Origin of the sequence: Nocardia flavorosea NBRC 108225 (assembly GCF_001613385.1) — a bacterium.
GTDB lineage: Bacteria > Actinomycetota > Actinomycetes > Mycobacteriales > Mycobacteriaceae > Nocardia > Nocardia flavorosea.
This window is the reverse complement of record NZ_BDCG01000015.1, coordinates 290,593-314,463: the sequence shown is the minus strand read 5'-3', so window position 1 is coordinate 314,463 and position 23,871 is coordinate 290,593. Positions and strand designations below refer to the sequence as shown.

Below are 23,871 nucleotides of genomic sequence, written 5' to 3'. Positions count from 1 at the left end.
CCATCCCTTTCGAGACACGCGGGTGGGGCGGCCGTGCCCGACCGCCCCACCCGGCAAGATTTCACTCGTATCAGTACTGGAGCGAACCACCCCACTGGGTGTTGACACCAGCGACGTTGATCGACTGCTCCGGGTAGTTACCCGGCGGCAGCAGCGGCGGGGGCGGCGGGATCTCGGCCGCGGCCTTCAGTGCGTCCGCACCGCCCGGCTGCATGGCGATCCAGTGCTCGACAGCCGCCTTGGCGTTGTTCACCGGGGTGGTGTCGATCGTATGATCGAGTCGGTTGTCCGGCAGCCCGTTCCCACCGGTGAAGGTGGAGACATTGATGGTGTTCTCGTCGACGAACTCCACCGCGATACCGGCCTCGCCGGTGCCCGTGGGGGTACGGAAACCGGCCGTACCGACATACCCCGACTGGTTCGTGAAGTGATGCGTATTGGCGAAATGCCCCGGCGCGAGCGAACCACCGTCGATGGCGGCACCGACCTCCATATGCGCGCCCTGCATCTCGACCACCGGCGCCACCGGCGCCGACTCCAGGCGCGGGGCCTCCCACTGAGGGGCCTGCGGCTGGACCAGGGTCTCGGTGCCCGGCTCCGCGGCCTGTGCGTCACCCTCGGTCTCGGCGTCGGCCGGCCGATCGCCCGGCTGCCCCGGCGCCGCGGGCTGCTCACCCTCGGGCTTGTCCGGCGCAATCGCCGGCTGTACCGGATCGTCCTGACCCGGTACGGGCAGCGGCGCCACACGCGGCGTGGTGACACCCGGCTGAGTCGGCCCCGTAAGAGCCTGCTCGCCTTCCTCACCCGGCTTCGGCGTCGTCACACCGGGCTGGCTCGGCGTAGGAGTACTACCCGACTCCTCGCCGTTCCCGTCCCGGCTCTGTTCGCCCTCGTTCTGCACACCGGGCTGGCTCGGCGTGGTCTCCGGCCCCTCCTGCTCCGGCGTGGCACCCGGCTGAGCGGGCGCCGGAGTTGTCGGCGTGGTCGGCTGGTCACCCGGAACGGCCCCCGCCGGCGATGCGAAGATGGCCATGGCCGCTGCGGTCGCAAGCGGCAGCGAAGTGCTCGCCACCGCCCGAGTCGCCCGGCTCGGCTTACGATGTTTCACCATTCGCCCAATCCCTTTCCCGGATGCGGCGGCACCTGTGCACCGCAACCAGTTCTGCCTCATCTGAGACACGACTCCAGCGGTGGCCTGAGTGGGCCGTTCGCTGTCCGAGTCCGAAAGGACGAACCCCCCGGCACCAAACTTCGCGACCGCCCGCCGATCGCAATCTCTGCCTCGGAAGTCAACCACACCCGAGCCCGTCCGGCAATCTGTGCTGTGTTTATTTGCGGCGCCTGCGGCGCCACGGGTTTCGGCCCCCCGAGGTCCCTGCTGTCCGCACTCGACACTCGCGGCTTCGCCGCATCGCATCGAGCACGGACAGCACCGACGGGCCGAAACCTTTCAGGGCCTCGTAAGACTCGGCGCTGCGGGTGGGTTACGTCGGGTCCGTGGGGCCGATCTTACGCGCATCTCACTGAACTCCGTGCCGGCGCTGGGCATTTCGGGTTCGGCGGCGCCCTGCGGACTGGGGCCGGTGCCGGCGGAAGCGTCCACCGGCGCGCACGAGGCCGTCGGCCTCGCCGGATACGACGGCGACGGAGCCGGCGCGACCCGGGATCGGAGTCAGCCCAGATCGTCGTGGCGCATGAGCTGGCGGGCCGCCTCCATGACCGAGCCGGTGAGTGAGGGATAGACCGAGAACGTCTGTGCCAGATCGTTGACCGTGAGATTGTTCTGCACCGCGAGCGCGATCGGCAGAATCAGTTCCGAGGCGATGGGCGCGACCACGACACCACCGATCACCACGCCCGTCGCCGGACGGCAGAAGATCTTCACGAAACCGCGGCGCAACCCCGACATCTTGGCGCGTGGATTGGTGTTCAGCGGGAGCATCACCGTCCGGGCCGGTACCTCGCCGTTGTCGATGGCGGTCTGGCTCACCCCGACCGTCGCGATCTCGGGACGGGTGAAGACCGCCGAGGCCACGGTTTTCAGGCGGATCGGGCTCACGCCCTCACCGAGCGCGTGGTACATCGCGATCCGGCCCTGCATGGCGGCCACCGAGGCCAGCGGTAACAGGCCGGTGCAGTCGCCGGCCGCATAGATGCCCGGAACCGGTGTGCGCGAGACCCGGTCCACCCGCAGGTATCCGCCGCGGTCGAGTTCGAGGCCGGTCTCCTCCAGCCCGAGACCTGTGGTGTTCGGCGTCGAGCCGACGGTCATGAGGGCATGCGAGCCGGTAACTGTGCGACCGTCGGAAAGAGTGACCAAGACGCCGTCGGCCGTGCGTTCCACCTTGTCGGCGCGAGCATGTTTCACCAGCTCCACACCGCGCTCGGCGAACGCGTCCTCGAGAACCAGTGCGGCATCGGCGTCCTCGCCCGGCAGCACCCGGTCCCGGCTGGAGACCAGGACCACGCGAACACCCATTTCGGTGTACGCGGAGACGAATTCCGCGCCCGTAACACCCGAACCGACCACCACCAGGGTTTCCGGCAGTTCGGCCAGATCGTAGAGCTGGCGCCAGTTCAGAATCCGCTCCCCATCGGGCTCGGCCCCGGCCAGAACTCGCGGCGAGGCTCCCGTAGCGATCAGCACCACCTCGGCCTCCACGGTCTCGTCGGCGGCATCCGGGCAGGCCACCGCGACCCGGTGAGTCGCCCGGCCCTCTCCCGGACCTGCCAGCCGGCCCCAGCCCGGCAGCACCCGGACACCCGCGGCCTGCAACTTGGACCGGATATCCGACGACTGCGCCAGCGCCAGCGCCTTCACACGCTCGTTGACCTCCGGCAACCGCACCTCGGCCTGGCTCGGATCCAGCGTTATCCCCAGATTGCGGGCCCGCCGCAGATCGGTGCGGATCCCGGTGGATGCGATGAACGTTTTGGACGGGACACAGTCCCAGAGCACGCACGCCCCGCCGATACCGTCGGAATCGATCAGCACGACCTGCGCGCCGTGCTGTGCCGCGACCAGCGCCGCCTCGTAGCCTGCGGGTCCGCCACCGATGATTGCAATGCGGGTCATAAACTTCCCCTGTCCCTGATCACCCGCGCCCGGCGCGCGGCAGCGTCGCGGCCCTCACTCGCCGAGACAAGCCTAGTCGGTGCTGTTCAGCGGATCTCATCGACAGTCCGGGCGGGGTAGCAGGCGCCCGTAACCGCCCTCGAAGCAGATCCCACGGCACCAATTACGACGCCCCGTATCGGTGCGGCCCGGAACACAACTAAGCTGCCGGTGTGCCGATCTACGCTGCCTACGGGTCCAATATGGATTCGACCCAGATGCTCGAGCGCTGTCCGCACTCCCCCATGTTCGGGACGGGCTGGCTGGAGGGCTGGCGCCTCACCTTCAGCGGGGACGACATCGGCTGGGAAGGCCCGCTGGCCACCGTCGTCGAAGAGCCGGGTTCCCGGGTCTTCGTGGTGCTCTACGACGTCTCGCCGGAAGACGAGCAGCGATTGGACCGATGGGAGGGATCGGATTTCGGGATCCACCGCAAGATCCGCCTCCGCGTGAGCCCGAGCCCCGGTAGCGGCACCGAACCCATCCTGGCGTGGTTGTACGTTCTCGACGCCTACGAGGGCGGACTTCCCTCGGCCCGCTACCTGGGCGTGATGGCAGATGCCGCCGAAAAAGCCGGTGCCCCAGCGGACTACGTACATGCCCTGCGCACCCGCAACAGCCGCAATGTCGGCCCGGGTAACAACTTCAGCTGAGCTGTACCCCTTGGCGCCGACTCCGTCGGCGCGGGGTTTCGGCCCGCCCTGGTCCCTGCTCGCGGCTGCGCCGCATCGCATCGAGCACGGACCGATGCTTCGCCACGTGCCTCACCGCGCGCATCGCGACTTCGGCGACGACGGCGAGCTCGGCGGCCCGGCTGGTCATACCTATTCGGCGCCGGGCATACTCCGCGCGCCCGACGCTGGACTCGGCAGCGCTCCTGGTTCACGAGTGGCGACACTTCCCGTGGCTGCCGGTACTCGGCAGCGCCGGTAGGCGGTGTCGGGTCCGGCTGACGAGGCTACTGCCCGGCAGAGTCCGTGGCGGATACGTCCGCGCAGGTCAGACGGCGAGTTCCCGGCCGGCCTGCAGGACGAGGTTGGTGAAGGTCCGGACGCCGATCTCCAGGGCGCGTTCGTCGATATCGAAGGTGGATTGGTGCAGGTCCAGCTGAGGGCCGGTACCGGACCAGACGCCGAGCCGGGCCATCGCTCCCGGGACTTCTTCCAGGTACCACGAGAAATCCTCACCGCCGCCGGACTGCGGGGTATCGGCGAGCGCGTCCGGGCCGATACCCCGGACCGCGTCGCTGAGCATCCGCACCGACTGTTCGTCGTTCACGACCGGCGGTACGCCGCGCCGGTAGTCGAGCTGGTATCGCACACCGGTCGGTGCGAGGAGCCCGTCGACTATCTCCCGCACCAGCGGTTCCAGCAGCGACCAGGTGGCGTGATCGCCGGTGCGGACGGTCCCGGTGAGCATCCCCGTCTGCGGTATGGCGTTGGGCGCTTTCCCGGCGCTCACCGCGCCCCAGACCATGACAGTGCTGGTGCGCGGGTCGATCCGCCGGCTGAGCAGGCCGGGCAGGCCGGTGATGACCGTGCCGATGGCGTAGACGAGATCACTGGTCAGGTGGGGGCGGGAGGTATGTCCGCCGGGCGAGTCCAGAACCAGTTCCACGGTGTCGGCCGCGGAGGTGATCGCACCGACCCGGATACCCACGCGGCCCACCTCGAGCCGCGGATCGCAGTGCAGGGCGAAAACGCGGTCGACCCCGGTCATCGCACCTTCGGCGACCATGTCCAGGGCGCCACCGGGCATCACTTCCTCGGCATGCTGGAAGATCAACCGGACCCCGACGGGCAACTCCACGTCGGCCAGGGCCAGCGCGGTCCCGAGCAGGACGGCGGTGTGCGCATCGTGGCCGCAGGCATGGGATACGCCGGGGACGGTGGAGGCGAAATCCCGGCCGGTGAACTCCTGGAGCGGCAGCGCGTCCATATCGGCGCGCAAGGCGATCCTGGGCGCATTCTCCGGGCCGATATCGCAGATCAGGCCCGTACCGCTGGGCAGCACCCGGAACGACAGGCCGGCCTTTGTCAGCCACGTGCCGACGAATTCGGTGGTGGCGAATTCGGTGCGGGAGAGCTCGGGGTTCGCGTGCAGATGCCGTCGCCACTGCACGAGATCGACCGTGTGCTCGGCCAGCCACGCCGTCACCGCGTCCTGTCCGTCGCGCACCGAACGGCCGGATGTGCTCACCGAATATCCTCCTGTCGTAGAACGAGCAGCTGCGAACCACTTCTCAACGTGCCGGGACCGGCCCGTAACACATATCGCCCGCGACCTGGGTCGCGGTACAGGCGGCGGTTCCACTCGTCCCCCCGTAGAACGGCCGTCACCACCAGTTTCCCACCACGGCCGGATCCGCGCCCGGCGACGTCCCGGGTGTGACCACCGGAACAGTGACAACGAAACGGATACCCGGATGCTAACTCTTGGCGAATTCCAGGTTGTCCGGGGTGGTCGGGACCGCCAGCGCGGCCAGCGTCGCCGCGTGCAGGGAACGTTTGATCACCGGAAGGCCGGCGTTCCGGTTGGCCGCCAGGGCATCGGCCCGGGCGACGGCGGTATCGCGCAGGCCGGCGGCGTCGGCGGTCTCGTCGACGATACCGGCGGCGTATGCCTCCGGACCGCCGTACCGATGGCCCGTGGTCATCGCGGTGAGCGCAACCTGATTGGTCAGCCGTCCCGTGACCAGGGCATTCATCCCGAGCGTGAACGGCATCCCGAGATGCACCTCGGGAAGGCACCAGAATCCGCGATCGGCGCGCATGATCCGGAAATCGTGCGCGCTCGCGAGCATGGCGCCGGCACCGAACGCATGCCCGTTCACCGCGGCCAGGGTGGGCAGCGGGAAAGCCAGGATCCGGCTGAACAGACCGTGTACGAGATCGAGATAACCGTGCATCCGGTCGAGGTTGGCGAACAGCCAGTCGGTGTCGAGGCCATTGCTGAAGAATTTTCCGGTGGCCGTCGTGACCAGGGCCGCGGGCCCCGAACTCGCTTCCACGGTATCCAGCAGGGCATGCGTCTCGTCGAGCCAGTCGTGGCCGAAGCGGTTCTCGCTGTCTGTCTGGCCCTCGTTCCCCAGCGACAATACGAAAACGTTCCCCACGCGTTCCAGGTACGGCATATGTGCAGCGTATCCGCAGGACTATCGGACTCCCACAGCGGTCGTCGCCGGTCACCACATTCGGTATGACACCGGTCCGCGGCGTCCGGAGGCCATAGACTTACCGCCATGCTTGCCGACGAGGCTGCCCAGGAAATCGCCGCCCGGACCTCCGTGGCCCGGCACCGGGTCGCGATAGTGCTGGGTTCGGGGTGGCAGGACGCCGCCACCGAACTCGGCGTCCCCAATGCCGAAATCCCCATGCCGGAGCTACCGGGATTCGCCGCGCCCACCGCACAGGGCCATATCGGCCGGGTGCTGTCGGTATCGGCCGGTGATACCGACGCCCTGGTCCTCATGGGCCGCCAGCACCTCTACGAGGGATACTCCCCCGCCGAGGTGGTTCATCCGGTGCGGACCGCGGTGGCGGCGGGCGCCGAAACGGTCATCCTGACCAACGCCGCCGGCGGTATCCGGCCCGGCCTGCGCGTCGGGGAGGCGGTGCTGGTGCGCGATCACATCAACCTCACCGGTGCGACCGCCCTCACCGGGCCCACATTCGTCGACATGGTGGATGCCTGGGATCCGGAACTGCGTCACCTCGCCCGCCGGATCGACCCCGATCTCACCGACGGCGTATACGCCGGGCTCACCGGACCGCAGTACGAGACACCCGCGGAAATCCGCATGCTGGCCACCATCGGAGCCGACCTGGTCGGGATGTCCACGGTGCTCGAGGCCATCGCGGCGCGCGCACTGGGTGCCCGGCTGCTCGGGATCTCGCTGGTCACCAACCTGGCGGCCGGTGTCACCGGGGCGCCGCTGGCACACGCCGAGGTACTGGCCGAAGGACAGGCCGCCGCGCCCCGGCTCGGCAAACTGCTGCGCGGGCTGCTGGAGCAGCTGTAGTGCTCACCTTCGGCACCGCGGGTCTGCGGGGCCCGCTGGGTCCGGGGCCGGACCGAATGAACGAGACCACCGTCGCCCATGCGACCGCGGGCCTCGCGGCGTGGCTACGGGACCGATGCCTGGGCGGTGGACGAGTGGTGGTCGGCCGCGACGCCCGGCACGGGTCGGCGGAGTTCGCCGAGGTCACCGCCGAAGTGCTGGCCGCGGCCGGTTTCCCGGTGGTCCGGTTACCCGAACCGTGGCCCACCCCGGTGACCGCTTACGCCGTCCGCGCACTCGGCGCGGTGGCCGGCGTCCAGATCACCGCTTCGCACAATCCGCCCGCCGACAACGGCTACAAGGTGTACGTCGACGGTGGCGCACAGTTGCTCGCTCCCGCCGATACCGAGATCGAGCAGCGGATCGCGGCGGTGACCGAACCGATCCCGCGTACCCCGGTGGAAGTCTCGGGCAGCGACTCGTACTCCCGCTACCTCGCGCGGGTCGCCCAGCTGCCGCAGCTGATCGGTGGCCCGGGCGAACGCGCGCGGATCCGGATCGCGCTCACACCGCTGCACGGAGTGGGCGGCGTCACGGTAGTGCAGGCGCTCACCGCGGCCGGGTTCACCGATATCCACACGGTGGCCGAACAGTTCACCCCCGACCCGGATTTCCCCACGGTCGCGTTCCCGAATCCCGAGGAGCCCGGCGCCGCCGATCTGCTGCTGCGACTGGCCGAGCGGGTCGATGCCGACCTGGCCATCGCCCTCGACCCCGATGCGGACCGCTGCGCGCTCGGCGTGCCCACCCCCGCGGGATGGCGCATGCTGCGCGGCGACGAGACCGGTGTACTGCTGGCCGATGACGTACTGCGAACCGCCGCACCGGATGCGCTGGTGGCGACCACGATCGTCTCGTCGCGGTTGCTGTCCCGGCTGGCCGCCGAACGCGGCGCCCGCTACGCCGAAACCCTGACCGGCTTCAAATGGCTGACCCGGGCGGGCGACGGTCTGGTGTACGCGTACGAGGAGGCGCTCGGTCACTGCGTGGACCCGGTGGCCGTATGCGACAAGGACGGTATCTCCGCCGCGGTGCTGGCCGCCGATCTGGTGGCGCGGCTGCGTGCCCGGGGCCGCACCCTGCTCGACGAGCTCGACGGTTACGCGTTGCGCTTCGGAGTGCACGCCGGCGATCAGGTCGCGCTGCGCCTGCCGGACCAGCAGGCCGCGGCGGCGGTGGTGAACACCTTGCGTACGACGCCGCCGCGGGAACTCGCCGGTACCGCAGTCGATTACACCGATATGGCGCAGTTGCGCGGCCCGATGCGCACGGATGCGCTGCTGTTCACCGGTGACGGCCTGCGACTGGTAGTGCGGCCCTCGGGTACCGAACCGAAGCTCAAATGCTATCTGGAGGTGGTTCAGCCGGTTTCCGGCCGGGACGCGCTACCGAACGCGAGAGAATCTGCCCGGCAACGTCTTTCGGCGGCGTCCGCGTACTGCCGGGCCCTGGCGGATTGATCGCGCTCACCGCGGCCCGAACTGGCGATCCCCGGCGTCACCCAGCCCGGGCACGATGAACGCGTCCTCGTCGAGCCGGTCATCGATCACCGCGGTCACCAGCCGGACGGGCAGTCCCGAACCGGCCAGCGCCGCGATCCCCTCCGGCGCCGAGACCACGCATACCGCGGTGATATCCATGGCTCCGCGCCCGGCCAGCAGTTTCAGCGTGTGCACCATGGAGCCACCGGTCGCCAGCATCGGATCCAGCACCATGACCGGTGTCGTGGACAGATCCTCGGGCAGCGATTCCAGGTAGGGCACGGGCCGGTGGGTCCGCTCGTCCCGGGCGACCCCGACGAACCCCACTTTCGATTGCGGGATCAGATTGGTGGCGGCCTCCACCATGCCCAGGCCGGCCCGCAGCACGGGCACCAGCAACGGCGGGCGGGCCAGGCGCACACCGCGGGTGGCGGTGACCGGAGTATCGATGTCGTAGTACTCCACCTGCGCATCGCGCAGCGCCTCGTACACCAGTAGCCCGGACAGGTCGCGCAGCGCGGCCCGGAAGGCGGAGTCGGGGGTGCGTTCGTCGCGGAGCGTGGTCAGCAGGCTCGCCACGAGCGGATGATCCAGGGTGTGCGTACGCATGGGGAAACGATAAGGTCGAACCCGCGCGCGCCGCCGTCGCGCCGGGGATTTCCGGATTTCGACTTTCGGTGGAACCGAGCGGGAAGCCGGTGCGTCGAATCCGGTAGATGACATACTCTGCCCGTTAACGAAGTCGATGGGGGAACCTCTGATGGTGAACATCTCAGCCGATGCCGAAGGCATCGCGGCCTACGGCACCACTGCCGGGGTGATGGCCTCCGAGCTCGCGGCGGCAGGGGCCGGGACCGCGGGTGCCGCGCCCGCGATCCTCGGGCCGATCTTCGGCCTGGTCGGTGGCGATTTCCTGGCTGCCTATGCTGCCGCGCATGCGGGTCATCTCGCGACGATCGGCCAATTGTCCGCTGTACTGGGCACCATGAGCGGGGCGGCGGGTGTGGCCGCCGTGAGTTACGCCGAGGCCGACACCAGCAATGCGGCCGCCCTGCGCGGTGCCGCCGGGGAGTGAGGCGGTGATCGATATCAGCGCACTGGCCAAACCGATCCTCGATCTGCTCGCCAGTTTCGGCACCGGCGTGCTCGGCACCGGCGGCCCGGGTGATTCGTTGCGGGCGGCGTCCACCGCGATCGATCAGGTGCATTCGCTCGGCCGCACGGGCATCAATCTGATGAACACCGCCTGGGACGGTACCGGCGCCGACGCGGCGACCTCCAAGGCTTTGCGGGTACAGACCTCCGCCGCGAGTATCTCCGACCGCGGCAACGAGATGGCCACGGTGATGGGGCAGGCGGCGGCCCATGTCGAAACCGGCAACAAGGATCTCACCGTCATCGCGCAGTCGTTCGTGAACAACGCCACCGCGATGGCCCCCACACTGGGTACTCCGGCCGGGTTGACGGTGCTCGTCGGGTCCGCGATCGATCATCTGGGGCAGGCACTGGGTGTTGTGGGGCGGGTGCAGAACGAACTACAGACCCATACGGCCTCCATGAACGAACTCGCTCCGCCGCCGCCCACACCGTCGGCCGCGAGCGCCGCACCGGTGGCCGGCCAGGCGATCTCCACGGTGACCTCGGGCCTCAGCAGCGTCGCCGGGGTGGCCGGCACGATGATGAGCACCGCTATGTCGAGCCCCAGCGGCAGTACCACCACAACGAGCGCCGGAACCCCGGGTAAGACGACCAGTTCCACCGGTACCACCTCCGGTGAGGGCGTCAAGATCACCTTGCCCGACGGCAGTGTCGTGGAGGCGCCGAACGAGAAAGCGGCTACCGCGGTGAAATCGGCCCTCGGTTGCGTCGGCACCCCGTACGTCTGGGGCGGTAACACACCGGGCGCCGGTCTGGACTGCAGCGGCCTGACGAAATACGCGTACGGCGAAGCCGGGGTCGAGATACCGCGCCTCGCCCACGAGCAGGCCAACGGCGCCACACCCGTGGCCCCCGGCGACCTCATGCCCGGGGATCTGGCGATCTGGGACGGCCACGTGGCCATGGTGATCGGCAACGGCCAGATCGTCGAGGCCGGTGATCCGGTCCAGGTCGGTTCCGTGCGCACCGAGAACAGCGGGATGGAGTTCTACGGGTTCTACCGGCCGACGGAATGAGCCGGCCATATACCAGGCTGCCCCGCGATGGGCGGATATCCGATCATGACGACTGGACAGAAGTATGAGTGAGCAGCAGGTTCCCGAGATACCGAACGTCACCGTAGCCGGGAGCAGGAATCGTTCCGGCACACTGTCGGTACGGGCCACCGATCAGGGTATGCCGGTGGAGATCAAGTTCGAGCGCAGCGAATACCGTTACGGCGCACAGGCACTCGCCGATGAGATCCTGCGGCTGACCAAGCGCTCGACGATCGCGGCGAAGGCGAAACGCCGGGAACTGCTGGCCGAGAACGGAATGCCCGCAGAGATCCTGGACCAACTGGGCTTGCCGACCCGGCAACAGGCGGTCGACGAACTGGACCGGATGGACGACGCCGACACCGGACCGACGAGCTGGATGCGGCCGGTATGAGCCGCTGCTGCGAATTGCCGGTCGCGCGGGATCACCACGGCGCGCCGCCACGGGGATCCAGGAGGGATGGAGCATGAGCGCGGAAATGGACGCCCTGGTCGCGGGGGCCACTCGGAAACTGGAGGCGCTCGAAGCAGCGCTGTACGGACTGAAACAGATCCGGGGCCGGTTCACCACCGAGGACGGGCTGGTGAGCGCGGAGATCGACAGCGAAGGGGCCCTGGTGGGTTTACAACTCGCCGAGGGGGTCACCTCGCTCCCGCCCGCCGAAGCCGCACAGTTGATCCTCTCGGCATGCCGCCAGGCCGCCGAGGAGGCCGGCGGCCGGCGCTCGGAGGTCGTTGCCGCGCTGAACGAATCATTCGCACCGGCTGCGCAGCCGGATACACAACCGGCCGGAGGTTATCCCGGTAACGCCTGATCACGGCCGGTCGCGGGCTCGTTTCGCAGGCGTCGCGGCGAGCACGCAGTGCCCTCGGCGCCACCTCGGCGTATGCTCCGGTCGTGCACCGCACGGGGTACGTCCATCTTCCGCTCCGGCTGTGGTCGGCCCAGGGGTGGGCTCGGCCCTGCTCTACCTATTAGGCTTCCGCGTATGGCTTCTGGAGACATCGTCCCGATCGAGCTCGGACTGACCGACGGCGATCTCGTCACCCTCTGGGCACCGCGCTGGCGTGACGGGGACGACGAGTGGGAAGCGTTCCTAGGACACGAGGACTCCCTGTACGGCTTCGAATCCGTCGCCGAACTGGCGGCCTTCATCCGGACCGACTCCGATAACGACCTGGTCGACCATCCCGCCTGGAAAGTAGTCGCCGGGCTGTCGGCCGCTGAACTGGAGCCCGAGGACAACTACTCGTTCGACTTGGTCGGTGTTCCGGAGCTGGCCGCCGGCGATCCCGACGTGGATACCGTCGCCGAGCTCGAGGACACGCTGGCCATGGTCCGCAATATCGGCGAGGTCTGCGAACTCGAAACGGTGACGAAGTTCTTCGCCACGCATCCCGCCCTCGGAGCACTGGCCGGTGGTACCGGCATGTTCGTCGGCCGCGAGGGCTTGGACCTCTGGGATCAGATCGGCGCCGCGGTGGCCAAGAGCTGGGACGATGTGCTGGATTCGATCGATTCTGTGGTGCGTGTCCCCTCCGTGGACGCCGAAGCGGTGGCACTGGCCGAGGCGGAATTACTGGCCGCCGAGGAGAACGAGGTCGACGCCGACGATGTCGCCGATACCGACGACGACAGCGATATCGAACCCGTCGATCTGAGTGCCGACGAGGAGGACGAAGACGAGGACCTCACGTTCTGGGAGGAAGTCGGGATCGACCCCGTCAAAATCGTCACGTCGGATTCGGAATATTTCACGTTGCGCTGCTATCTCGACGACGAGCCGATTTTCCTCGGGGCCAAGAAGTCCATTTCCGTATTCGGTAGCGAACGCGCCCTGGCCCGCTACCTCGCCGATGATCATGAACACGATCTCGCCCGGGTGAGTACCTTCGCCGAGGTGCAGACCGCCGCGGTGGACGGCTCGCTGGAGGTCGAGATCACCGACGAGAACGTCTACGTGCTGCCCGGTCTGGCCGATGACCTGGCCGAGGGCCCCGAGGCGGTGGACACCGAACAACTGGATCTGGTGCTGGAGTTGTTCACCGACGCCGCCGATTACGCCGAGGACGACGCGGTGGAGCAGGCCCTGGCGAAATCGACTCCGCTCGGCTGGTACGTCTCCTATCTGCTGAACCCGGACCCGACTCGGATGGCACCCAATCCGCCGTTCGACGCCGAGGCCCGGAGCTGGCGTGAGCTGGAACGCAATTTCGAATCCCGCCTGACTCCGCGCTGAACCGGCCCGGTCGGCGCCCGGCCCGCGCAGCGGTAGGTCTCGATGTGGACACACGCAGGCCCATTCGGTCGATAAACCGGCACGAACTGGGCAAACTGTCTGGCCAGCGGTGTTTGCCGTCGCGCAGCTCCGGCCGGTGCCTTCCGGACGGGGACAGCCTGCACCGCGGCAGCAGGGCAGAGGTACGAAGGAGGACGCATGCCGACAGTGCGGATCGATCTGGATCAGGATCTGCTGGCGGCCGCCGGCGCGATCATGGGAACGGGGACCGACAAGGCCACCATTCACGAGGCGCTGCGCCGGATCGTGGTCCATGAACGACAGCTCCGGCATTTCGAGCGGTTGGCCGCGTCGGCGCTGAACCGGTCACCGCAGCCCGCGATCGTCGACAGGTGACGGCGCGCAACGCGAACTGTCGGTACCCCTTGGCATGATCCGGGCATACGGAGTCCGGAGGGGGAATCATGTCCGTACCGATCACCGATCTGCCTGTCACCCAGCGTCCACGTGAGCGGCTGTACGCACTGGGCCCGCAGGCGCTGAACGACGGCGAACTACTGGCACTGCTGCTCGGTCAGGGCAGACGCGGGGCGAGCGCGGTCGAACTGGCCTTCACCCTGCTCGCCGAATTCGGCGGAGTAACCGGATTGTCCTCGGCACGTCCGGAGGAGCTCGCCCGCCTCGGCGGTGTGGGCACCGCCAAGGCCGCCGCGATCATCGCCGCCTTCCAACTCGCCGCCCGCGCCCGGCTCGGCCCGGTGCCCGCGCCACCGCTGTTGCGCGCCGAGGATGTTGCGCTGGCGGCCGCTCCACTGTTCGCCGGGGCGCGGGTCGAGCGGCTGCTCGTGCTGGTCTGTGATTCGCGCAATCGGCTGCGGCGATCGGTATTCGTGGCCGAGGGCGCGATCGACGAGGTCGCGGTGCCGGTGCGCGAAATCCTCAACACCGTGCTGCGCAACGACGGTCGTGCCTTCGCCCTCGTACACAATCACCCTTCCGGCGATCCCTCCCCCAGTCTCGACGACCGGCGCGCCAGCAGTGTGCTCGCCGCGGCAGCACATACCGTCGGCCTGCGATTTCTGGACCATGTGGTGCTGGCCGGTGAGGATTGGCGCCGCGCTGCGCCACTCGAGGAGCCGGACCGGTGATCCCTTCTGCTGAGTGGCCTGTTCGTCATACACGTAGCACCCCCGTCCCATCACCGGGGTAACGCCTGGTAGAGCCGGACAGCGCGGCGACCGCAACGGCCCGTGGATCGGCGACCGGCATGCACTCCGGCCACTCCCGCATGCTGGTGACTCACGGATACGAACGCCGTAGGACCGGCACCGCTTGCCCCGGTGGCCGGTCTCGGAATCACCGCAGGCTGCCGAGTGGCTCCTGCGCACGAGGACGCATGGAGCCATCGGCCCGCTGAGAACACGTCGGACCGTCTGTGGCTAACCAGGTAGACCGGATGCGTCCTCGGCGACCGTCGGCCTGCCGTCGCGGGCGCGGCGGCGCGCGATCATCAGACGGGAGCCGATGAGCCCCTGCCGGGGTGCGAACAGATAGACCGCGGTGAATACCGTGCCCTGCGCGAGAACCATGGTCGCACCGGGTGCAGTATCGGCGTAATAGCTGATGTAGAGGCCGGTGAGGGCACAGAGCGCCGAAATGACCGGGGCCAGCACCAGCATCCGGCCGAACCGATCGGTGAGCAGGTAGGCGGTGGCGCCCGGGATGATCAGCATGGCCACCACCAGAACCACTCCGACGGCCTGCAACGCCACGACCGCTGTCAGCGCGAGCAGGCCGAGAAGCGTCGCGCCGAGTACGCGCGGATTCAGGCCGATGGCGTAGGCGTGGATACGGTCGAAGGCGTACAGCGTGAAATCGCGTCGTTTGAGGACGAGAACCACGAAGACGAATGCGGCCAGTACGGCGATCTGCACCAACTCGTCCGGACCGACGCCGAGGATATTGCCGAAGATGATGTGGTTGAGGTCGGTATCGCTGGGTGTCACCGAGATCAGTACCAGGCCGAAGGCGAACAGGGTGGTGAATACGATGCCGATGGCGGCATCCTCTTTCACCCGGCTGGTATCGCGGACCAGGCCGATCAGTGCCACGGCCAGGAAGCCGAAGATCACCGCGCCGACGGCGAACGGGACCCCGGCGATATAGGCGAGCACCACCCCGGGCAGTACGGCGTGCGACACCGCGTCGCCCATGAGCGACCAGCCGACCAGCACCAGCCAGCACGAGAGCAGACCGCAGACGATCGCGGCGACCAGGCTCGTGATCAACGCACGGACCATGAAGGCGTACCGCAGCGGTTCGAGCAGGAATTCCACAATATCCATGACACTCACCTGATTGCTCCGAGGAAACCGCCGGCCCGGGCGGAAGTCAACGTTGTTCCAGTACGTCGAGTCCGAACGCCAGCGCGAGATTCTCCGGTCGCAGGGCCTCCTCGGTGCTGCCGTGCACCAGCACCCGGTGCATGAGCAGCGCCGCCTCGTCGGCGAGTCCCGGCAAAGCATGCAGGTCGTGGGTGGAGATCAGGACCGTCGCCCCGCCGGCGGCCAGTTCCCGCAGCAATCCGGTGATCGTCGCCTCAGAGCGTTTGTCCACACCCGCGAACGGTTCGTCGAGCAGGAGGACCCGTGCGCCCTGCGCGATCCCCCGGGCCACGAAGGCGCGTTTGCGCTGGCCGCCGGAGAGCCGGCCGATCTGCCGATCCGCGAGATCGGTCAGCTCGACCCGCTCCAGCGCCTCGTCCACCGCTGCCCGGTCCGTACGGCTCACGCGCCGGGTGAACCCCATCCGGCCGTAGCGGCCGGTGGTCACCACATCGCGGACCGACAGTGGGAACGACCAGTCCACCGCTTCACTCTGCGGGACATAGCCGAGCGCACCGAAGCGGCGTGCCATCGCGGGTTTCTCACCGCTGATGCGGACGGTGCCGCGGTCCGGGACGATCATGCCCATCAGCGTTTTGAACAGCGTGGATTTACCCGAGCCGTTCATTCCGATCAACGCACACACGCGGCCGGGGTCCACCGCGAGCCGGACCCCGTCCAGGGCCTGTACCTCGCCGTAGTAGACGGTGACGCCATCGACTTCGATCGCGGGGATTGTCATGACCGGCTCCCGGTGAGTGCGGCGGCGATGGTTTCGGCATCGTGGCGGATCAGGTCCAGATAGGTCGGCACCGGACCGTCGGCTGCGGACAGCGAGTCCACATAGAGGACACCGCCGAACCGCGCGCCCGTGGCCTCGACGACCCGCTGCATCGGCGCGTCGGAGACGGTGGATTCGCAGAACACCGCGGGCACCTGATTGTCGCGGACGTATTCGATCACCCGGGTGATCTGTTGCGGTGTGGCTTGCTGTTCGGCATTGACCGGCCAGATATAGGCCTCCGACAGGCCCGCGTCGCGAGCCAGGTACGAGAACGCGCCTTCGCAGGTCACCAGGGCGCGCTGCCGGCGCGGAAGATCGCGGAGTTCGGCGACCAGTTCGTCGTGCACCTGCTGTAACCGGAGTTTGTAGCTGTCACCGTTGGCGCGGAACACGGCGCCGTGTTCGGGTGCGAGGCGGGTGAAGGCGTCCACCATGTTGTCGGCATAGGTCTGGACGTTGAGCGGGGACATCCAGGCGTGCGGGTTGGGTTTGCCCGCGTAGGCGTCGGAGGTGATCGGTACCGAGGCCACACCCTCGCTCACGGTGACGTGCTCGGCGTCGAGGTCGGCGACGAACTGGCCGAACCAGGCCTCCAGGTTCATCCCGTTGTCGAGGATGAGATCGGCTTTGGCAGCGCGTTTGATATCGCCGGGGGTCGGTTCGTAGCCGTGGATCTCCGAACCGGGTTTGGTGAGCGACTGCACCTCGAGGTGTTCGCCCGCGATATTGGTGGCGATATCGGCCAGCACGGTGAAGGTGGTGACCACGACCGGTTTCCCGTCGCGGGGTAGGTGGAAGTTCTGGCAGGCGGTGAGCACGACCGCTGTTGCGCAGACCGCCAATACAGCGGTGAGCCGGAGAAATACCCGCATGCCGAACCACCGCCTTCCAGTCGAAATGGTAAGTTCGGGTGCCCGAATTATCAAGTTCGTGTGGCGAAATCCTAACGGCCGGGAATACAAAACCGCCCCCGTGCAGGACACGGGGGCGGATGCGAGGACAACGACTCAGCGCGCGAACAACAGCGCGCGCTTGACTTCCTGAATCGCCTTGGTGACCTCGATACCGCGCGGGCAGGCATCGGTGCAGTTGAAGGTGGTGCGGCAACGCCACACCCCGTCGACCTCGTTGAGGATGTCCAGACGCTCCCGGGCGCCCTCGTCGCGGCTGTCGAAGATGAAACGGTGCGCGTTCACGATCGCGGCCGGGCCGAAATAGCTGCCATCGTGCCAGTACACCGGGCACGAGGTGGTGCAGCAGGCACACAGGATGCATTTGGTGGTGTCGTCGAACCGGGCACGGTCGGCCTGGCTCTGGATCCGCTCGAAGGTGGGCTCGTTACCGGAGGTCATCAGGTAGGGCTTCACCGCCCGGAACGCGTCGAAGAACGGTTCCATATCGACGATCAGATCCTTCTCCACCGGCAGGCCGCGGATCGGCTCGACGGAGATCGTGACCGGCTTACCGTTCTTCGGCAGCATATCCTTCATCAGGACCTTGCAGGCCAGCCGGTTGACGCCGTTGATCCGCATCGCGTCCGACCCGCACACACCGTGAGCGCAGGAGCGCCGGAAGGTGAGCGTGCCGTCCAGGTACGACTTGATGTAGATGAGGACGTTCAGGAAACGGTCCGTCGGCAGCGCCGGTACCTGGAACGACTCCCAGTGCTGGCCCTGCCCGTCCTCCGGGTTGAACCGCGCCACCTTGACGGTGATCATGGTCGACCCCTCGGGCACCGGCGCCGGGTTCGCGGCTGCGGGCTTTTCGGCTACAGCGGTCATCAGTACTTACGCTCCATCGGCTCGTAACGGGTCTGCACCACCGGCTTGAAGTCCAGCCGGATATCCGAGAGGAGATCCGCGCCTTCCTTGTAGGCCATCGTGTGCCGCATGAAGTTCACATCGTCGCGGTCCGGGTAGTCCTCGCGGGCGTGACCGCCACGCGATTCCTTGCGGTTGAGCGCGCCGACCACCGTGACTTCGGCCAGCTCCAGCAGGAAGCCCAGCTCCAGAGCCTCGAGCAGATCACTGTTGTAGCGTTTGCCCTTGTCCTGCACCGTAATCCGGGCGTACCGCTCCTTGAGCGCGTGAATATCGGTGAGGGCCTGCTTGAGCGTGTCCTCGGTGCGGAACACCGAGGCGTTGTTGTCCATCGACCGCTGCAATTCGGTGCGGATATCGGCGACCCGCTCGTTGCCGTGGTCGGACAGGATCAGCGAGAGCCAGTCCTGCACCATCTGCGCGGGATTCTCCGGCATCTCGACGAATTCGGCGCGCTGCGCGTATTCGGCGGCCGCGATTCCGGCGCGGCGGCCGAATACGTTGATATCGAGCAGCGAGTTGGTGCCGAGCCGGTTGGCGCCGTGCACGGAGACACAGGCGCATTCACCGGCGGCATACAGGCCGGGGACGATATCGGTGTTGTTGCGCAGTACCTCACCTTGGATGCGGGTGGGGATACCGCCCATCACGTAGTGGCAGGTCGGGAAGACCGGCACCAGTTCCTTCACCGGATCCACACCCAGGTAGGTACGGGCGAACTCGGTGATATCGGGCAGTTTCTCCTCGAGCACGTCCTCGCCGAGGTGGGTCACGTCGATGTAGACGTAGTCCTTGTTCGGACCTGCGCCGCGGCCCTCGAGCACCTCGAGCACCATGGAACGGGCGACGATATCGCGCGGCGCGAGATCCTTGATGGTGGGCGCGTAGCGTTCCATGAACCGCTCGCCGTCGACATTGCGCAGGATGCCGCCCTCACCGCGAACCGCCTCGGAGATGAGGATGCCGAGCCCGGCCAGGCCCGTCGGATGGAACTGGTGGAATTCCATATCCTCGAGCGGCAGGCCCTTGCGGAACACGATCGCCATACCGTCGCCGGTGAGCGTATGCGCATTGGAGGTGGTCTTGTACATCCGGCCGGAACCGCCGGTGGCGAAGACGATCGACTTGGCGTGGAACACGTGCAGTTCACCGGTGGCCAGCTCGTAGGCGACCACACCGGTGGCGACCGGACCGCGCTCGGTATCGGTCATCACCAGGTCGAGCACGTAGAACTCGTTGTAGAACTCCACGTCGTGCTTGACGCAGTTCTGATACAGCGTCTGCAGGATCATGTGACCGGTGCGGTCGGCCGCGTAGCAGGCACGCCGCACCGGGGCCTTGCCGTGGTCACGGGTGTGCCCGCCGAACCGGCGCTGGTCGATCTTGCCCTCGGGCGTGCGGTTGAACGGCAGGCCCATCTTCTCCAGGTCCAGTACCGCGTCGATGGCCTCTTTGGCCATGATCTCCGCCGCGTCCTGGTCGACCAGGTAGTCGCCACCCTTGACCGTGTCGAAGGTGTGCCACTCCCAGTTGTCCTCTTCGACATTGGCCAGGGCCGCGCACATACCGCCCTGAGCCGCGCCGGTGTGACTACGGGTGGGGTACAGCTTGGTCAGCACCGCGGTACGCGCCCGGGGGCCGGCCTCGATGGCCGCCCGCATACCCGCGCCACCGGCGCCGACGATCACGACGTCGTAGCGGTGCTCCTGAACAGGCCGAGACACAACTTTTTCGCTGGTTCGTTCGCCGCTCTCACCTGCGGCGTCGATTCGTTCGCTGCGCTCACTCATGCGAGGGGGCCGTTCCTAACTGATGTTGGGGTCGAAGGTGAAGATGACGTAGGTGCCCACGCCCATGATCAGGATCATCGACAGCACCAGCAGCGTGTTCAGCCAGAAGCGGGTCGAATCCTTGCGCGAGTAGTCCGCGATCACGGTGCGCAGTCCGTTGGCGCCGTGCAATTGCGCCAGCCACAGCATGGCCAGATCCCAGATCTGCCAGAACGGGCTCGCCCAGCGGCCGGCGACGAACGCGAAGTTCAACCGTTTCACGCCACCGTCGAGCAGCAACATGATCGCCATATGTCCGAGGACCAGCACGATCAGGGCGACACCGGAGAAACGCATGAACAGCCACGCGTACTTCTCGAAGTTGCCGCCGGTGCGAGCCCGGGGCGAGCGCGGCAGATCCAGGCTCGCCGGACGATCGTAGGACTTACCGAGAACAGGTGCGGTCATGGCTCAGTGCTCCGTCAACAGTAGGTAGAACATGCGACCGATCGTGGGCACCAGCAGGACCACCAGCAGGCCGATGATGCCCCAGAGCATCTGCTTCTGGTAGCGCGGCCCCTGCGACCAGAAGTCCACCAGGATGATCCGCACACCGTTGAGCGCGTGGAACAGCACGCAGAAGACCAGGCCCATTTCCATGAGCGCGACGATCGGTGTCTTGTAGAGCTCGATCGCCTCGTCGTAGATTTCGGGACTGACCCGGACCAGCGCGGTGTCCAGGACGTGCACGAACAGGAAGAAGAAGACCGTGACACCGGTGATCCGGTGCAGGGCCCAGGACCACATACCGGGGTCGCCTCGGTACAGCGTTTTACGCTTCGGCTGAGCCGGAGCTTCTATCGTGGCCATAGAGTCTCGGTGCCTCCAACATCGTTGATGGACCCGGTCACAGATCCCGGCACCGGTGCGGTGGAGCCGGAATTCGGTGACGCACCAGCCGGGTTGTGACAGGGCCCTATCCCGGGGCCGCGGTCGCTGGGCTCGCCGCCGCCGAACGTGTAACCGATCTGTTCTGGACTCTAATCCCCTCACATTGGCGGAACTAATTCGGCGTGCCGCGCGTTGCAGCGATATCAGGCAGGTTAGGGTTGCCTTTCTCGAGCCGCCACAGCGTTACGCGACGGGTCACGCACGCCCGCGCACCCCGGCCTGCCGAACATCTCGCGCGCCGGTATTCAACTGGTAATTCATTGCCCGGCAACGGTTTTACCGAATCGGCACGATTCCACGCGAACGGAGCCCGATTTCCGCCGGCGACGAATGCTCTCAATGCCGAGGTCGCCATTGTGCGCCGGGGCAATGTGCAAAATGTCTCAGTGGTACGAGCCAAGTTACTCGAGAGTAGCCGAAGAATCGGCCGTCCGGCGAAAGATCTCCGGAAATCGTGACACCGGCCCACGCGCCGGGCGGAACGACAGACCCGCCCGGCGCCGCAGCAGAACCACTCGCGACGGCTCAGTCGCCCTCGCCGATCGCCTCCACCCGCAACCGCACAGCTTCGTAGTTGAACTCCGTATCGACGATATCGCCGGTCACATGCCCGAGTAGCGCCTGACTGGCCGGCGCACTCTCCGGGTACCTGCCCACCGCGGGATCGGCGTCGTAGTCGGGCACGATCTGGTACTCCAGCTGCACCTCGACCTCGTCGAACGCATTGAGCCTGGACAACAACAGTTTCGAATACACCATGACGATGAGGAACTTCGGAAGCGTCATTCGGCACCTTCCTGGCGACCACGAGGCCGGGCCGGACGGCCCGGCACCCTACATATCTCCGAACCGAACACGGCGTTTCAGTGTTGTTTGCGCCGACGCCGTCGGCGCGGGGTTTCGGCCCCGGGCCTCGCTGAACTCGGCGCCGCCGATGGTCACCTCCGGTCGATAGCGGTGGCCGGACCTGACGTATCTCGCTGAACTCGGCGCCGCCGTCGGTGACGCCGGGGCTGTGGTGGACCGAGCCGAGCGCTGCGACACCGGTGGTGGCGTCCGGGTCGGCGCGACCCCGTAGGCGTCACCACTGCGGGCCGGCAACCCACTCGCTCGCCACCTTCCGGAACCGGAGCTACACATTCGCAGAACCTCGACCAGCTGTACTGCGCGTTCGTCCCGGTCTGAATGCCGATCCGGCAGCCGCTGCGCGGTCGCACGCTCGTCGGCCCCGGTGAGCCCGGAATGGCTGGCCTGTGCGGGGGCGGCAACGGTAGACATGGAAGCCGACCGGTTCGGCCACACACATCTGCGGGAGCGCGTATGGATATCGACTGGGCACGGCTGCGGGCGGAGGCGTACGCGGCGATGAGCCGGGCCTATGCGCCCTACTCCGAGTTCCCGGTGGGAGCGGCCGGCTGGGACGGGGAAACGATCTCGATCGGCTGCAACGTGGAAAACGTGTCCTACGGGCTGGGCTTGTGCGCGGAATGTGTTCTGGTCGGCAACCAGCGCACCCGGTCGCCGGCTCGCCTGATCGCGGTATCCGTCTGCGATCCACGGGGAGAGATCCTGCTGCCGTGCGGCCGCTGCCGGCAGGTGCTGTACGAGTTCGGCGGGAAAGAACTCTTGATCGACCATCCCGCGGGCCCGCTTCCACTGGGGGACCTACTGCGCGATGCTTTCGGACCGGACGACCTCGCGGCCGGTCGCACCTGATCCATCGCACCCGCGGCCGTCGAGCGGCGGTTCGAGCCCGGCACCCGGATCCGGGTCAGCGACCCCGAGCTGCAATCACCGTCGTACATCGCACCCGACACCGGAGCCCACCGCGTCGGCTGCGCCACCGATTCGGCGGGACCGGAATCACCACGCGACCCCGGAGGTTGGTCCCGGTATGACTGTTCCCCTCTCCGTGCTCGATCTGGCCGCCGTTGCCGCCGATGGATCCCATCGGCAGGCGCTGGCCGATACGCTGACCGTCGCCCGCGAGGCCGAGCGGCTGGGATTCCGCCGGTTCTGGGTGGCCGAGCACCACGGTATGCCGGGGATCGCCAGTTCGGCGCCGCCGGTGCTGATTGCGGCCGTGGCCGCGGCGACCGAGCGGATCCGGGTCGGATCCGGCGGGGTGATGCTGCCCAATCACGCGGCGCTGGTCGTGGCAGAACAGTTCGGGACCCTGGTCGCGCTGTACGGGGACCGTATCGATCTCGGCTTGGGCCGGGCCGCGGGAACGGATCCGCTGATCTCGGCGACCATCCGGCGCGGCGCCACCGCCGAGGCCGTGGAGGATTTCCCCAAGCAGGTGGTGGAGCTGCTGGCGTATTTCGGCACGATCCCGCCGCTACGGGGCGGTCAGGGCGACCGGATCCGGGCCATTCCGGGCGAGGGCGACCCGCCCGAGATGTGGCTGCTGGGTTCCAGTGATTTCAGTGCCCGGCTCGCCGCCATGATGGGTCTGCCGTTCGCCTTCGCCCACCATTTCGCGGGCGGCCGGACCACCCCCCTGGTTTTCGAGCTGTACCGGCGCGAATTCCGTCCCTCGGAGGTGCTGAGCGAGCCGCGGTCGATGCTGGCGGTGGCGACGGTGGTCGCCGATACCGAAGCCGAAGCCCGCCGCCGGACCCTGCCGCAGAGTCTGGTGCAGTTGCGGATGCGCACCGGTCAGCTGCCACAGCGCATCCCGACACTGGAAGAGGCCGAGGCCTACCCGTGGTCGGACGCCGAGGACGCCTTCGTCGACGACCGCAACGCGGATCAGGCCATCGGCACCCGCGAACAAGTCCGGGACCGCCTCGACACGCTGGTGAAGGAGACCGGCGCCGACGAGATCATCGTGGCGCCCACCGGCCCCACCGTGCAGCACCGCCTCGAAACCCTGCGCGCTCTGCAGGAGTAGATCGCCACCGGGGTCACCGAGAACACCGGCCGTGCGCACCGGGGTCACCGTCGGAAACCACCTTTGAGCCTTGGCCACCGGCGACGAGCCGCGCATCATCAACCTGGTGTCGAGACGTTGGAGCTCGGCGATATCGCGCCGGGCCCGACACCGGCCGAGAGGGCCGTCTGCTGCCG

General features: G+C 67.6%; 25 protein-coding genes. 12 read left to right on the top strand and 13 right to left on the bottom strand.

Going from position 1 to position 23,871, the window contains the following annotated elements; translation table 11 throughout:
- Positions 1-70: 70 nt before the first annotated feature.
- Both NFL01S_RS19690 and NFL01S_RS19685 read right to left on the bottom strand, forming a co-directional pair.
- Positions 71-1,111, bottom strand: a complete 1,041-nt coding sequence (locus NFL01S_RS19690; protein WP_245670794.1) for a hypothetical protein — start codon at positions 1,109-1,111, stop codon at positions 71-73.
- Positions 1,112-1,672: 561 nt separating this feature from the next.
- Complete coding sequence (locus tag NFL01S_RS19685; protein WP_062977347.1) at positions 1,673-3,076, bottom strand: NAD(P)H-quinone dehydrogenase; 1,404 nt, start codon at positions 3,074-3,076, stop codon at positions 1,673-1,675.
- Between the two features lie 212 nt (positions 3,077-3,288).
- Between NFL01S_RS19685 and NFL01S_RS19680 the strand changes: the two genes are divergently transcribed.
- Positions 3,289-3,768, top strand: coding sequence for a gamma-glutamylcyclotransferase family protein (locus NFL01S_RS19680; protein WP_062977346.1), 480 nt, complete (start codon positions 3,289-3,291; stop codon positions 3,766-3,768).
- 346 nt (positions 3,769-4,114) lie between these two features.
- On the opposite strand, the gene NFL01S_RS19675 is transcribed toward NFL01S_RS19680, so the two are convergent.
- Positions 4,115-5,272, bottom strand: a complete 1,158-nt coding sequence (locus NFL01S_RS19675; RefSeq protein WP_174555708.1) for a M20 family metallopeptidase — start codon at positions 5,270-5,272, stop codon at positions 4,115-4,117.
- A 271-nt stretch (positions 5,273-5,543) separates the two neighbouring features.
- Positions 5,544-6,248, bottom strand: coding sequence for an enoyl-CoA hydratase-related protein (locus NFL01S_RS19670; protein WP_062977343.1), 705 nt, complete (start codon positions 6,246-6,248; stop codon positions 5,544-5,546).
- A 108-nt stretch (positions 6,249-6,356) separates the two neighbouring features.
- On the opposite strand from NFL01S_RS19670, the gene NFL01S_RS19665 reads away from it, so the two are divergent.
- Both NFL01S_RS19665 and NFL01S_RS19660 read left to right on the top strand, forming a co-directional pair.
- Positions 6,357-7,136, top strand: a complete 780-nt coding sequence (locus NFL01S_RS19665) for a purine-nucleoside phosphorylase (protein ID WP_062977341.1) — start codon at positions 6,357-6,359, stop codon at positions 7,134-7,136.
- A complete protein-coding gene (locus NFL01S_RS19660) occupies positions 7,136-8,635 on the top strand; it encodes a phospho-sugar mutase (protein WP_062977340.1) in 1,500 nt (499 codons plus the stop codon). Before NFL01S_RS19665 ends, NFL01S_RS19660 begins: the two co-directional genes overlap by 1 nt.
- Positions 8,636-8,641: 6 nt before the next feature.
- On the opposite strand, the gene upp is transcribed toward NFL01S_RS19660, so the two are convergent.
- Positions 8,642-9,265, bottom strand: coding sequence for a uracil phosphoribosyltransferase (gene upp / locus NFL01S_RS19655; protein ID WP_062977339.1), 624 nt, complete (start codon positions 9,263-9,265; stop codon positions 8,642-8,644).
- A gap of 151 nt (positions 9,266-9,416) precedes the next feature.
- Between upp and NFL01S_RS19650 the strand changes: the two genes are divergently transcribed.
- The 7 genes from NFL01S_RS19650 to NFL01S_RS19620 all read left to right on the top strand — a co-directional run bounded on the left by NFL01S_RS19650 (position 9,417) and on the right by NFL01S_RS19620 (position 14,239).
- Complete coding sequence (locus NFL01S_RS19650; protein WP_062977575.1) at positions 9,417-9,731, top strand: type VII secretion target; 315 nt, start codon at positions 9,417-9,419, stop codon at positions 9,729-9,731.
- Between the two features lie 4 nt (positions 9,732-9,735).
- Positions 9,736-10,830: a C40 family peptidase gene (locus NFL01S_RS19645; protein ID WP_062977573.1), complete on the top strand. Its 1,095-nt coding sequence runs from the start codon at positions 9,736-9,738 to the stop codon at positions 10,828-10,830.
- A gap of 64 nt (positions 10,831-10,894) precedes the next feature.
- Entirely contained in the window at positions 10,895-11,245 is a 351-nt protein-coding gene (locus tag NFL01S_RS19640; RefSeq protein ID WP_062977338.1) for a hypothetical protein, read from the top strand.
- Positions 11,246-11,318: 73 nt separating this feature from the next.
- A complete protein-coding gene (locus tag NFL01S_RS19635; RefSeq protein WP_062977336.1) occupies positions 11,319-11,666 on the top strand; it encodes a YbaB/EbfC family nucleoid-associated protein in 348 nt (115 codons plus the stop codon).
- A gap of 174 nt (positions 11,667-11,840) precedes the next feature.
- The gene (locus NFL01S_RS19630) at positions 11,841-13,091 is read left to right on the top strand and encodes a SatS C-terminal domain-containing protein (protein WP_062977334.1); all 1,251 of its coding nucleotides are present in this window, start codon (positions 11,841-11,843) and stop codon (positions 13,089-13,091) included.
- A 198-nt stretch (positions 13,092-13,289) separates the two neighbouring features.
- Complete coding sequence (locus NFL01S_RS19625) at positions 13,290-13,487, top strand: type II toxin-antitoxin system VapB family antitoxin (protein ID WP_062977332.1); 198 nt, start codon at positions 13,290-13,292, stop codon at positions 13,485-13,487.
- Between the two features lie 68 nt (positions 13,488-13,555).
- Entirely contained in the window at positions 13,556-14,239 is a 684-nt protein-coding gene (locus NFL01S_RS19620) for a JAB domain-containing protein (RefSeq protein ID WP_084492924.1), read from the top strand.
- Positions 14,240-14,530: 291 nt separating this feature from the next.
- On the opposite strand, the gene NFL01S_RS19615 is transcribed toward NFL01S_RS19620, so the two are convergent.
- The 8 genes from NFL01S_RS19615 to NFL01S_RS19580 form a co-directional block, all read right to left on the bottom strand.
- The gene (locus NFL01S_RS19615) at positions 14,531-15,436 is read right to left on the bottom strand and encodes a metal ABC transporter permease (protein WP_062977331.1); all 906 of its coding nucleotides are present in this window, start codon (positions 15,434-15,436) and stop codon (positions 14,531-14,533) included.
- A 46-nt stretch (positions 15,437-15,482) separates the two neighbouring features.
- Complete coding sequence (locus NFL01S_RS19610; RefSeq protein ID WP_062977330.1) at positions 15,483-16,217, bottom strand: metal ABC transporter ATP-binding protein; 735 nt, start codon at positions 16,215-16,217, stop codon at positions 15,483-15,485.
- Entirely contained in the window at positions 16,214-17,131 is a 918-nt protein-coding gene (locus NFL01S_RS19605; RefSeq protein WP_062977328.1) for a metal ABC transporter substrate-binding protein, read from the bottom strand. The genes NFL01S_RS19610 and NFL01S_RS19605 overlap by 4 nt, the downstream gene beginning before the upstream one ends.
- Before the next feature lie 135 nt (positions 17,132-17,266).
- On the bottom strand, positions 17,267-18,040 hold the full coding sequence (locus NFL01S_RS19600; RefSeq protein ID WP_062977326.1) for a succinate dehydrogenase iron-sulfur subunit: 774 nt from the start codon (positions 18,038-18,040) through the stop codon (positions 17,267-17,269).
- Positions 18,040-19,869 (bottom strand): succinate dehydrogenase flavoprotein subunit, encoded by a 1,830-nt coding sequence (gene sdhA, locus NFL01S_RS19595; protein WP_280508305.1) that lies wholly within the window; start codon positions 19,867-19,869, stop codon positions 18,040-18,042. Before sdhA ends, NFL01S_RS19600 begins: the two co-directional genes overlap by 1 nt.
- Positions 19,870-19,884: 15 nt before the next feature.
- A complete protein-coding gene (locus NFL01S_RS19590; protein WP_062977324.1) occupies positions 19,885-20,316 on the bottom strand; it encodes a succinate dehydrogenase hydrophobic membrane anchor subunit in 432 nt (143 codons plus the stop codon).
- Between the two features lie 3 nt (positions 20,317-20,319).
- A complete protein-coding gene (sdhC, locus tag NFL01S_RS19585) occupies positions 20,320-20,718 on the bottom strand; it encodes a succinate dehydrogenase, cytochrome b556 subunit (protein WP_084492922.1) in 399 nt (132 codons plus the stop codon).
- 606 nt (positions 20,719-21,324) lie between these two features.
- Positions 21,325-21,585, bottom strand: coding sequence for a GreA/GreB family elongation factor (locus tag NFL01S_RS19580; RefSeq protein ID WP_062977320.1), 261 nt, complete (start codon positions 21,583-21,585; stop codon positions 21,325-21,327).
- Between the two features lie 534 nt (positions 21,586-22,119).
- Here NFL01S_RS19580 and NFL01S_RS19575 point away from each other — a divergent pair.
- Both NFL01S_RS19575 and NFL01S_RS19570 read left to right on the top strand, forming a co-directional pair.
- Positions 22,120-22,515, top strand: coding sequence for a cytidine deaminase (locus tag NFL01S_RS19575; RefSeq protein WP_062977318.1), 396 nt, complete (start codon positions 22,120-22,122; stop codon positions 22,513-22,515).
- Positions 22,516-22,693: 178 nt separating this feature from the next.
- Positions 22,694-23,695: an LLM class flavin-dependent oxidoreductase gene (locus NFL01S_RS19570; RefSeq protein ID WP_033244335.1), complete on the top strand. Its 1,002-nt coding sequence runs from the start codon at positions 22,694-22,696 to the stop codon at positions 23,693-23,695.
- The last annotated feature ends 176 nt before the right edge of the window (positions 23,696-23,871 follow it).